9 protein-coding genes are annotated in these 11924 nt (G+C 47.0%); 1 reads left to right on the top strand and 8 read right to left on the bottom strand.

All coding sequences use genetic code 11. The annotated features are described in order from the left end of the window. Positions 1-141: 141 nt before the first annotated feature. Positions 142-921: a TSUP family transporter gene (locus AB4167_RS20125; protein WP_102319698.1), complete on the top strand. Its 780-nt coding sequence runs from the start codon at positions 142-144 to the stop codon at positions 919-921. On the opposite strand, the gene AB4167_RS20120 is transcribed toward AB4167_RS20125, so the two are convergent. The 8 genes from AB4167_RS20120 to gltB all read right to left on the bottom strand — a co-directional run bounded on the left by AB4167_RS20120 (position 872) and on the right by gltB (position 11769). Further along, on the bottom strand, positions 872-1717 hold the full coding sequence (locus AB4167_RS20120) for a LysR family transcriptional regulator (RefSeq protein ID WP_102319699.1): 846 nt from the start codon (positions 1715-1717) through the stop codon (positions 872-874). The genes AB4167_RS20125 and AB4167_RS20120 overlap by 50 nt on opposite strands. A gap of 204 nt (positions 1718-1921) precedes the next feature. Beyond that, complete coding sequence (locus AB4167_RS20115) at positions 1922-2539, bottom strand: TRIC cation channel family protein (protein ID WP_016789753.1); 618 nt, start codon at positions 2537-2539, stop codon at positions 1922-1924. A 74-nt stretch (positions 2540-2613) separates the two neighbouring features. Further along, positions 2614-3483, bottom strand: coding sequence for a vitamin B12 ABC transporter substrate-binding protein BtuF (btuF, locus tag AB4167_RS20110; RefSeq protein WP_017062892.1), 870 nt, complete (start codon positions 3481-3483; stop codon positions 2614-2616). Between the two features lies 1 nt (position 3484). Further along, positions 3485-4444, bottom strand: coding sequence for a cobalamin biosynthesis family protein (locus AB4167_RS20105; protein ID WP_372098066.1), 960 nt, complete (start codon positions 4442-4444; stop codon positions 3485-3487). A 10-nt stretch (positions 4445-4454) separates the two neighbouring features. Next, a complete protein-coding gene (gene mtnN, locus AB4167_RS20100) occupies positions 4455-5150 on the bottom strand; it encodes a 5'-methylthioadenosine/S-adenosylhomocysteine nucleosidase (protein WP_136978402.1) in 696 nt (231 codons plus the stop codon). A gap of 127 nt (positions 5151-5277) precedes the next feature. Next, entirely contained in the window at positions 5278-5706 is a 429-nt protein-coding gene (locus AB4167_RS20095) for a DUF1499 domain-containing protein (protein WP_372136944.1), read from the bottom strand. Between the two features lie 170 nt (positions 5707-5876). Then, positions 5877-7289 carry an FAD-dependent oxidoreductase gene (locus tag AB4167_RS20090; protein ID WP_372136943.1) on the bottom strand — a complete coding sequence of 471 codons (1413 nt, stop codon included), beginning with the start codon at positions 7287-7289 and terminating at the stop codon, positions 5877-5879. 16 nt (positions 7290-7305) lie between these two features. Next, positions 7306-11769, bottom strand: coding sequence for a glutamate synthase large subunit (gltB, locus tag AB4167_RS20085; protein ID WP_017072315.1), 4464 nt, complete (start codon positions 11767-11769; stop codon positions 7306-7308). Positions 11770-11924 lie beyond the last annotated feature (155 nt).

Raw genomic sequence — 11924 nt, 5'->3', positions numbered from 1 at the left:
GGCCTCCTCCTACTCGATTCTGTTATTCCGCGGTAGCTTAATGATGAATATTTGGAATAGGTTAGAATCTTGTGTTTCGTTATTGCTCGTCTGCTGTGAGTGGTAACTTGTCGCTACACAGGATTTTAAGGCGTTGGGTATATGGAAATCACTCTAGAAATATTGGCTATCTTGTTTGTTGTTGCAACGGCAGCAGGCTTTATTGATGCAATGGCTGGCGGCGGTGGGTTACTGACTCTACCTGCATTGCTAGCGGCTGGAGTTCCACCCACGCAGGCACTGGCAACCAACAAACTCCAAAGCTCATTTGGCAGCTTCTCCGCGAGTTGGTATTTCGTGCGTAACGGTATCGTCAGTATTAAGGAGATGCGCCTCGCTATCTTTTGTACCTTTATAGGTTCGGCTATTGGTGCTGAGTTGGTTCAATACATCGACGCGAGCCTTTTGACCAGCGTGATCCCACTGCTGCTTATCGCGATCTCTCTCTATTTCCTATTAGCACCACAAACCAGAGCCTCTGAAGGCAAACAAAAGATCTCCGAGGCGATGTTTGCGTTATGTGTCGGTGGCGGTGTTGGTTTCTATGATGGCTTCTTTGGCCCTGGCACAGGCTCAATCTTCACTGTGTGTTTTGTTGCGATTGGCCATTTCTCATTGGTCGATGCTACGGCGCGAACTAAAGTATTGAATTTCACCTCGAACATCGCTGCACTGATTTTCTTTATTTTGGCTGGCTTGCCTATTTGGGAGTTAGGATTAGTGATGGCGGTTGGTGGTTTTATGGGGGCTCAGCTTGGCGCCAAAGTCGTGGTGACAAAAGGGCAGAAATGGATTCGCCCCCTTGTGATCGTAATGTCGATGCTGATGGCTTCTAAACTGCTTTGGGAACAGCATCAACAATGGATTCTATCAGTATTTTAACTCTTGGAGACTGGTAGCTATTCGGTCTAACACAGACATGAATCGGTCGAATTAAGCCTGCTAATTCAGGGAAGCTATACAAGTATTGAGGCTCAATATTGAGTGTTTTTACGATAGAGAGCGGGATTAACGCAGGCCCAGTCCCGCCCAATGCAAGTTGCGCCGCTGCGGTGTAGGCATCCATCTCCATCAAGGGTTTGATACCAAATTTTTCTAATACAGAAAGTTGATAAGAATTGGCTGGATTGGTCATGTCGTTAGTGATGACCATTGGAGGGAGATCCGTTAGCGGCGACTTACTCACTATGTAAAACGGTTCATCAAAAAGATGGAAGGTCATCAACCCATGATGTGGTGGCAGTAAGCCAGCACACAACCCCAAGGTCGCCTTGCCGGACTGCACCCGTTCGATAATTCTCGGCGTGTGGTTGGTGGTAATGGTGATGTACTTATCTTGCTGGATAAATTGGCCCATCATCTCACCTAAATAACCGGCTATCAGAGACTTATTGCTGTCTAGGGTGATGAGAGTGGTATCTTCCAACTCTTGCTGTTCATAAATAAGCCCACGAAGTTCATTGAATGTCGGGCCAATACTCTCGATTAATGCTATCGCATCTGGCGTGAGTTTTATCTGTCGGCCACTCGGTTCAATGAGCTTTTTACCTAGCTTCTTTTCTAAATTCGCAATCCGTTTGCTGACCGCTGATTGGCTGATATAAAGCAAACTGCCTGTGCGGCTCATGGTCTTTGCTTTACTCAATACCAGTAGAGTTTCGATTCCTTCGAGTAGCATTGGGTTATATTCATGAAATTTGGGAATGATTGTTTCAACTTACCTCAAACAACATTCATTCTCTAGTCTTGAAACTAAAGCTTTGAACCAAGTTAGGTATTTTTAGCTATGCTCGCACGTGTAGCGCGAGAGCATAATAATTGTGTTGGGGAGCTCAAATTAAGAAAGGCCCCTTTGCGGAGCCTTTCACTTTGTAACGATAGCTTATTTGATGGCGAAGGTCGGCAATGATAAATGCCAACGAATAGCGCCAAGCCTGATCAATAGTGTTGAGAACACGCCGGCCAGAAATGCAGTTTCTGAATCGTGCCCCATGCTGATCGCCATGGTATGGAAAGCGCCACCAATGATACAAGCGGTCGCGTAGACTTCACTTCTTAGAATCATTGGCACTTCACGGGCAAGCACGTCGCGGATAATACCGCCACCGCAACCGGTGATGACACCCATGATGATCGCCACTAGTGCTGAATCTTGATAGATAAGTGCTTTTTCTACACCAATGCCAACAAACACCGCTAGGCCAATCGCATCACATACCGGCAATATCCACCAAGCCAGACGTTTCGGGCGTCTTACAATAATCATGGTCAGCAAGCAGGTGGTAATGATGACCCAAAGGTAGGTGGTATCGGTGATCCAAAACACGGGAGTTGCACCCAATGCCATGTCACGAATTGTACCGCCGCCAATCGCGGTTACACTGCCTAAAACAGCGACACCAAAGGGATCCATCTTAAGACGGCCAGCGACAAATACGCCTGAGACGGCAAAAATGGCAGTGCCAAATAAATCGATAATATAAAGCAGCATGGAGTCCATGATACTGGTGCTCTTATAGTTAAAATTGTAGGGACAGGTCGGTGGCGAATTGTACGAAAAAACGCAGCAAATAGTTAGTGATTTTGCCTAGCTCTATCAAAGAAATCGCACACTTGTTGGATCGCTTTCAAAGTTCTCGTTGTCGGGCGATTAATCCAGTCAGAATTGAGGGACCAAATCTGATTTTGAGCGACAGCTGGGATCTCATCTTCCCATGTTTGCCACATGGTTCCATTCTCAATCGCGTGCTGAGAAGTGAAGATTACTTGCGGTTTTCTTAATACAACTTGTTCAATACCAACTTGCGGATAGGGAGAGGCGCTGTCTTCAAAAATATTGTGGCCACCACAAAACTCAAACACCTCACTTGGCCAGTGTCCTTGAGCAACAGTGATGATCGGCTTTTCACTGAGTTGGTAGAAGTAGTTTACTGACTCGGCATCTTTGTATTTTAGTCTCAAGGCGTTGAGCTGCTCTCTGTATTGCTGAGCGTTATTTTCGCCAATACTTGGATCGCTAGCGTATTGGCTCAGTTGTTCAATATTGGTTGCGATACTGTCTAGGCTTTTGGTCTTGGAGTAGTAAATATTAAAACCAAATTGCTCTAGTTTCGCGAGCTCTCTGGGCGGGTTTCCCGCTGGCCACGCAAGAATCAAATCAGGCTGAAGTGCGATGATCTTCTCAACCTTGATGCCTTGATAGTTTGCCACTTTTTCAAGCTTATCGGCTTGTGGTGGGTAATCACTTCGTTCACTTACGGCGACAAGGTTGTTACCTAAACCTGCGCTGTACGCGAGTTCAGTGGCATGAGGAGCAAGGCTGACCACGCGTTGAGCCGGCTGTACTTGTTCTTGAGTCAGTGGTACTTCTTCTGCAAATGATAAAGGCAGCCATAAGCTGGAAGACAAAATAGTAAGGCTTGTAACAAGTGCTGAAGATTCCACTCTAAATCCCTTGGTGAATAAATAGTAAGGCTAGGCTTTGTAAAAATATCCAGATAGCGATGCGACCAAAGAGTAGTTTCTGAACCTGAGATAGATGCAGAGCTGACGGTGCGATTCTTCCGCCTAATTTTGCGCGAATGGCTTTAGTGTTGTCGTAAATCGCAGGGCCACCCAATGATAGTTCAAGCTTGTTGCCAACAGCCGTGATCAACCAGGCTGGGCCGGGTAGTGGCCAAGAGCGACTTTGGACTAACATCATCTTAAATGTGTGCGTTGCTTTATCACCACATACGATCATCAAAGCAAACAAACGCATCGGTATAAATTCGAGAATCGCGACTATCTTGATCGCCGTTGAGCCGAACGGAGAAAATTGCTTGCGACTTGGCGACCAAGCTCGAGCTAACTCGACCACAAGGCGATACATTAACGCAGCGATTCCACCACCAATGGCGTACCAGAAAAACACACAAACTACGTTACGAGCGTAACCCATGATGATGGTTTCTGTGGCGGCTTTGCCGAGGCCAAGTGACGAAAGTGATTCGGTTTGACGATTGACAATCGGAGCCAGTAACTGACGAGCGGCCGCTTTATCTTCTCGGCCAAGTGCTTTGATCAGTTGGTTAGCCAGCTTTTCATTATTGCGCCAATCAATCGCGAGTAATAACAGTGCCAATTCAAACAGTTGAGATTGCCAAACCAATGGTTGCAGTGCCAATAGAATAACCAGAGTTGGCAGTACCATTAACCCCCAGGCTAATGTGCCTGAGATTAAACTTTGGGAATAGTTGTGGTTGTTATTGTTATTAACCTTGCTTGCTAAAAGCTCAGCAAACTTATGCCATAAGGTCGTGGGGTGTGCGGCATGGGGGATAGGTAAAATTAAATGAAAAAGCAGTGCTCCCCACATCACAAGGAGCACGCCATTTGCAAATACCTGATCAAACAGTGTTTGCATGTCTAGTCGCTTACTTTAGTAGGGCAACCATCTTGATAACCATTTCAGAAGAGCTTTGCGCTGCTAGTGGCAGGAACTCTTCGAAGCTCATTGGTGATTCTTTGTCTGCAACATCAGAGATTGCACGAACAACCACGAATGGTACTTGGAATTGGTGACAAGCTTGAGCGATAGCCGATGCTTCCATCTCTACAGCTACCACTGATGGGAAGTGCTTACGGATGAACTCTTGGCGTTCTGCTGTACAAACAAATGCGTCGCCAGTACAGATAAGACCGCGAACGGCATGCTTGTCTTCCATTTTTGCTAGTGCTTGTTCAGCAACAGCCATCAGTTTGTCGTCAGCTTTGAACGCTGCAGGTTGACCTGCCATTTGGCCGATTTCGTAACCGAAAGCTGTAACGTCTGCATCGTGGTGTCGAACTTCAGTTGAGATAACCACATCGCCAAGGTTCAGTGTTGAATCAAAACCGCCAGCAGAGCCCGTGTTCAGAACGGCATCTGGTTGGTATTCGCTTAGTAGGATTGAAGTACCAACAGCCGCTGCTACTTTACCAATGCCAGATTGAAGCAAAACAACGTCAACACCATTTAGCTGACCAGAGAAAAAGGTACAACCGCCTTTATTAACTTCAGTAATGTCTGAAATTGCTGCTTTTAGGATCGCAACTTCTTGCTCCATTGCGCCAATGATGCCGATTTTCATGTGTAGTCTCTTAATAAATAATATTTAAACAGTAGAGCGAAATTGTAGCATGGATAAGAAGTGTCGAGCGACTGCCCAGAGGCACTTCTCATCCGAATAGTAGCGATTTATCTGCGTATTCTTTTATCTATTTGATTAGGCCTTCGCTTTTCAAGCTAGCACGAAGTTGTTCAGCTCGTTTTCGGTTTACGCCAAAATCAGAATGGCCAGTACGAGACTCTGAACGCACGATCAGTTTGCCATCCGTGATTTTAAGTTCTAAGTCATCGACAAAACGCATGATGCGCGAAGTACATTCAACACGCAGATAATCTTCTGTTTTACTCGCGGTTTTTGATCTCGGTAAGGTTAGCGCAACCTGCTCAATCGCATCTAAGCTCGCTGAATCTGACAACTCAAACGCGGCCAATGCATGTTGCTCACGATCATCTTGAGTTGATACGCAGTTTGGTTTGTCTCCACAAGGTGATGAAGTTCTGTCTTTCATGTCCGTGATTCCTTGGCTGCAAGCGGTTAACGTTAAAAGTGATAGCGAGAGGAGAGCGGCTTTTTTCATAGTGTTTCCTATGGCTTGTTTTTAATTCTAATTGTAGTTATCGGTATTGGCTTATTTGTAATTGTTTTACGTATTTTCGTTGTGCTTGTGATAAACGAATCTAATTCAAAAAAGGATCCATAATTGGATCCTTTTTTATAGTAACGAACTGAGTAATAAAGGAAACCCAATCACACTTCTAGGTAATCTAATATCCCTTCAGCGGCTTTGCGGCCTTCATCGATAGCGGTCACCACCAAGTCAGATCCTCGAACCGCATCGCCACCTGCAAAGATCTTGCTATTGGTGGTTTGGTATTGAAACTCTTGTTGTCCGGGAGCCTTGATTCGTCCCCATTGATCCAATTCCACACCGAAAGGTTCTAGCCACTCCATCGCGTGAGGTTGGAAACCAAATGCCATGATCACGGCATCGGCCTCAAGAACATGCTCACTGCCTTCGACAGGTTCTGGACGACGACGGCCTGCTTCATCAGGCTCACCCAAAGCGGTTTTCACGAATTTTACACCAACCACATGACCAGCGCTGTTAAGCTCTAAGCCGATAGGTTGGAGGTTGAACTTGAACTTCACACCCTCTTCACGTGCATTTTTTACCTCACGGCGAGAGCCTGGCATGTTGGCTTCATCTCGGCGGTAAGCACACACAACATTGGCTGCATGTTGGCGAATCGAGGTTCGTACACAGTCCATCGCGGTATCACCACCACCAAGTACGACTACCTTCTTGCCTTGCATGTCGATGAACGGAGTTGGGTTTTCTAAATCCATTACCTTGTAGGTGTTAGAGATTAGGAAAGGCAGGGCATCATAAACGCCCGGTGCATCTTCGTTGTCTAAGCCCGCACGCATGTTTTTGTAGGTGCCGACACCTAAGAAGACAGCGTCGTAATCATCGACAAGTTGTTGAAGTTGAACATCTTTGCCAACTTCGGTATTCATTTGAAACTCAACGCCCATCTCGCTAAAGATACGGCGGCGATTTTCCATGATGCCTTTCTCAAGCTTGAACGATGGGATACCAAACGTCAGTAGGCCACCGATCTCTGGATAACGATCAAACACAACAGCTTTCACGCCATTACGAACTAGGATATCAGCCGCCGCCAGACCTGCTGGCCCTGCACCGATGATAGCGACCTTTTTATCAGTCCACTCAACGTGAGACATGTCTGGCTTCCAGCCCATCTCAAACGCTTTGTCATTGATGTATTTTTCAATGTTGCCGATGGTTACTGCGCCGAAATCATCATTGAGGGTACAAGATCCCTCGCACAGTCGATCCTGAGGACAAACTCGTCCACAAACTTCAGGCAAGCTGTTGGTTTGGTGAGACAGTTCAGCCGCTTCGATAATGCGTCCTTCATTGGCAAGCTTGAGCCACTGAGGGATGTAGTTGTGAACTGGACATTTCCATTCACAGTAAGGGTTACCACAGTCTAGACAGCGGTCAGCTTGCGCCTTGGCTTGTTGCTTAGTGAAAGGTTCGTAGATCTCTACAAACTCAATCTTACGTATCTTGATTGGCTTCTTCGCTGGGTCTACGCGATTCACATCAATAAATTGGTATACATTCTGGCTCATTATTGGCTCCTTCCAATTATTGCGCTTGAACACGAAGTTCAGCAGAGCTACGGCTTTGGTGACCGAGCAAGGTGTTAAGATCCGCCGTCTTTGGCTTCACTAGGTAGAACTTCGGAATCCATTCATCAAAGTTCGCCAGAATAGCTTCAGCGTGTACTGAGCCAGTCTCTTCTAAGTGCTCTGCAATCAGGCCGCGTAGATGTTCTTGGTGGATAAATAGATCAGACAGAGAAAGAGCTTCGACCGATTCGTTGTTCACACGACCTTGGAAGTCTTCGTTCTTATCCATCACATAAGCAAAACCACCTGTCATACCGGCGCCGAAGTTCACTCCGGTTGCGCCAAGAATCGCTACAATACCGCCTGTCATGTATTCACAAGCGTTGTCACCTGCGCCTTCAATCACAGCAACGGTACCTGAGTTGCGTACGCCAAATCGCTCGCCTGCAGTACCCGCAGCGAACAGCTTGCCTCCGGTTGCGCCATACAAGCAGGTATTGCCGATGATGGTCGCTTCGTTACAAGTAAATGCGGTGCCTTGGTGAGGCTTGATAACCACTTTGCCGCCAGCCATGCCTTTGCCAACATAGTCATTAGCATCACCTGTTAGATAAAGCTCTACGCCACCTGCGTTCCAAACTGCAAAAGACTGACCTGCGGTACCGTCGAGATATAACTTGATTGGTGAACCTGCCATCCCTTGGTTGCCGTATCGCTTAGCAATTTCACCAGAGATACGAGCACCAATCGAGCGGTCTGTGTTGATCACGTTGTAGTAAAGGCTGGTGGATTGACGTTTCTCAATTGCATCGAGTGCATCATCCAGAATCTGCTGGTTGAGCTGAGCTTTATCAAATGGTGCGTTTGGCTCGGTCCAAAACAGTGGGTGACCTTCTGGAGATACCGGAGCTTCGAGTATTGAAGAGAGATCGAGCTTGTTCTGTTTCGCGGTGAGGCCTTGAACGGCTTCAAGTAAGTCAGTACGACCAATCAGGTCCGTGAGTTTTTCTACGCCGAGTTCTGCAAGGTATTGGCGAACTTCATCGGCTAGGCCTGTAAAGTAGTTCACCACCATGTCTGGCAGGCCTTTGAAGTATTCGCGGCGTAGTGTTTCATCTTGAGTCGCAACACCCGTCGCACAGTTGTTTAGGTGACAAATTCGTAAGAACTTACAACCCATTGCGACCATTGGCGCGGTACCAAAACCAAAGCTTTCTGCACCGAGAATCGCACCTTTAATCACATCAAGGCCAGTTTTTAAACCACCATCGACTTGCAGGCGGATCTTATGACGAAGCCCGTTAGCAACCAGTGCTTGTTGAGTTTCTGCTAAGCCAAGCTCCCAAGGGCAACCTGCGTATTTTACCGAGGTTAGAGGGCTTGCCGCGGTACCGCCATCGTAGCCAGAAATGGTGATCAGATCGGCATAGGCTTTCGCTACACCAGTTGCAATCGTGCCTACACCCGGTTCCGATACTAACTTTACTGAAACCAAGGCTTTAGGGTTCACTTGTTTAAGGTCGAAAATCAGCTGCGCTAGATCCTCGATAGAATAAATATCGTGATGTGGAGGAGGGGAGATCAGTGTCACCCCTTGAACTGAATATCTCAGCTTAGCGATTTCTGCGGTAACTTTATGGCCGGGCAGTTGACCACCTTCTCCAGGCTTCGCACCTTGCGCGACCTTGATCTGCAAAACATCCGCATTGGTTAAGTAATGTGGCGTCACACCAAAACGACCGGAAGCTATCTGCTTGATACGAGAGTTACGGTCAGTACCAAAGCGTCGAGGGTCTTCACCACCTTCACCAGAGTTTGAGTAACCACCCAAGCGGTTCATCGCCATTGCTAATGCTTCATGCGCTTCTGGGCTCAAAGCACCGATCGACATTGCCGCAGAGTCGAAGCGTTTAAACAGATCGCTGTTAGGCTCGACTTGCTCTAGTGGTAGAGGCTGATCGGCTTTTTTGAGGCTCATTAAGTCGCGTAACATCGCAGCTGGACGAGCATTTACTTGCTTAGCAAAAGAGAGATAATCCGATGTCTCACCTGTTTTTACTGCAGTTTGCAGAGTGCCAACCACATCAGGGTTATAGGCGTGATATTCGCCGCCGTGTACGTATTTGAGTAAACCACCGTGCTCGATTGGCTTACGCTTAGTCCAGGCTTTACGCGATAAGTTATAGATATCTTGTTGGAAATCGCTAAAGCTTGCGCCTTGGATTCGAGTGGTAACTCCGCGGAAACAGAGCTCAACAACATCGGAATGAAGGCCAACGGCTTCGAAAAGCTGTGAACAGCGATAAGAGGCAATGGTTGAAATTCCCATCTTCGACATGATCTTGTACAGACCTTTGTTGATGCCGTTTTGGTAATTTTGCATTGCGGCACGATAATCTTTATCTAAAGAGCCATCATCCAACATTTTACCTAACGCTTCATAAGCGAGGTATGGGTAAACCGCGGTTGCACCGAAGCCAAGCAGCACAGCAAATTGGTGTGGGTCGCGCGCAGTTGCTGTCTCAACAACGATGTTGGCATCACAACGCAGGTTGGTATCAGCAAGCCTTGTTTGCACCGCACCAACCAACATGGCTGCAGGGATCGGTAGTTTTCCTTTCTCTAAACCTTTGTCCGACAGCACAACTAAAACCGCACCTTCGCTGACTTCTTGTTCGGCGCTATCACATACTGCTTTGATTGCTTGTTCTAGATCTTGGTTATTCGGGTCGTAGTGCATGCTGAGAATGACATGACGATAATGTTTTTGACTCAACTGCAGAAGCTGCTGCATGTCTGAGTAAAGCAGTACTGGTGAATCAAACGTGACACGATAGGCGTGACCGTCTGTTTCACAGAACACGTTCATCTCTTTCCCAATACTGGTCGCCAAAGACATCACGTGTTTTTCACGCAATGGATCAATCGGTGGGTTGGTGACTTGTGCAAACTTTTGACGGAAGTAATCAGTGACCAAGCGTTCTTTTGAAGAGAGCACAGCCATTGGCGTATCATCGCCCATTGAGCCTACTGCTTCTTGCCCCATATCACCAAGCACACGCAGCACTTGGTCGGACTCTTCGTTGCTCATCGCAAACTGTTTTTGGTAGGTTTTGAGCGTGTCATCGTCAAAGCTGCGCTTACCGACTTGCTCATCGGGCAGATCGGAAAACGGTGTGAGTTTGTGAACGTTCTTTTCCATCCACTCTTTATAAGGATGGCGACCTTTGAGGTCATTGTCGATCTCATTAGATTGCCATAGCTTGCCGCGGCGAGTATCTATTACCAACAGTTCGCCTGGGCCAACACGGCCTTTCTCTGCCACTTCATCCGGTGCGTAGTTCCAGATACCGACTTCTGATGCGAGCGTGATTAGATTGTCTTTGGTAATCACATAACGCGCAGGACGCAGGCCATTTCTATCGAGGTTACATGCAGCGTAACGACCATCTGAAAGTACGATACCAGCAGGACCATCCCACGGTTCCATGTGCTTTGAGTTGAAGTCGTAGAATGCACGTAGATCTGGGTCCATATCTGGGTGGTTTTGCCAAGCGGGCGGCACAAGCATGCGCATCGCTCGGAACACATCCATACCACCGGCAAGGAACAGGTCGAGCATGTTATCTAGGCTTGATGAATCTGAGCCTGTCTCATTCACAAAGGGTGCGGCGGTTTGTAAGTCTGGCAGCAACGGCGAAGAGAATTTATAGGCACGAGCCTTAGCCCACTGACGGTTACCTTCAATGGTATTGATCTCACCATTGTGTGCTAAATAGCGGAATGGTTGAGCCAGTGGCCAACGTGGTTGAGTATTGGTTGAGAAACGCTGGTGGAACAGACATATCGCCGATTCCATACGTAAGTCAGCAAGATCGAGGTAAAATCGCGGAAGATCGGCCGGCATACACAAGCCTTTGTAAACCATGACTTGTGTCGAAAGGCTACAAATATAGAAATCTTTGTCTTCGGTGATCTGTTTTTCAATTCTGCGACGAGCGATATAAAGGCGTCGTTCAATATCGCGTTCACGCCAACCCGCGGGGGCCGAGATAAACACTTGCTGAATATTGGGAACTGAATCTTTGGCAATCGGACCTAATACGTCGGTGTTGGTCGGTACTACGCGCCAACCTGCAACCGTTAAGGTCTCTTGAGCGAGCTCTTTATTGACGATGTCTTGCGCGGATTGCGCTTTGATTGGATCTTGGCTGAAGAAAATCATGCCGACAGCGTATTGCTTGCCGAGCTTGAAGTTATTCTCTTCAGCAATAATTCTGAGATAAGAGTCAGGCTTCTGTAGTAATAAGCCACAGCCATCCCCGGTTTTACCATCCGCAGCGATACCACCACGGTGTGTCATGCGATCGAGGGCTGAAATAGCAGTTCTTACCAACTTATGACTAGGTTGGCCTTCCATTTGCGCTATTAAACCAAATCCACAGTTGTCTTTTTCAAGACTAGGATCATATAGAGCCATTGCAATTCTCCCTTTTGCTTCTCTGTCATCCAGACAGTAAATGACTAACTATTCATATACTTGTTGTTTTTTATAAACTGATAGTTTGCTTTAGCCAGTTAAAACGTTATTGGTTGTGTTAACAAAACCGATTGATTTTATTTTCATCAGCTTTA

The organism is Vibrio sp. 10N.286.49.E11 (genome assembly GCF_041469505.1).
Taxonomy (GTDB): Bacteria; Pseudomonadota; Gammaproteobacteria; order Enterobacterales; family Vibrionaceae; genus Vibrio; species Vibrio crassostreae_C.
The sequence above is the reverse complement of the archived record's forward strand: the minus strand, read 5'-3'. Positions and strand labels throughout refer to the sequence as shown.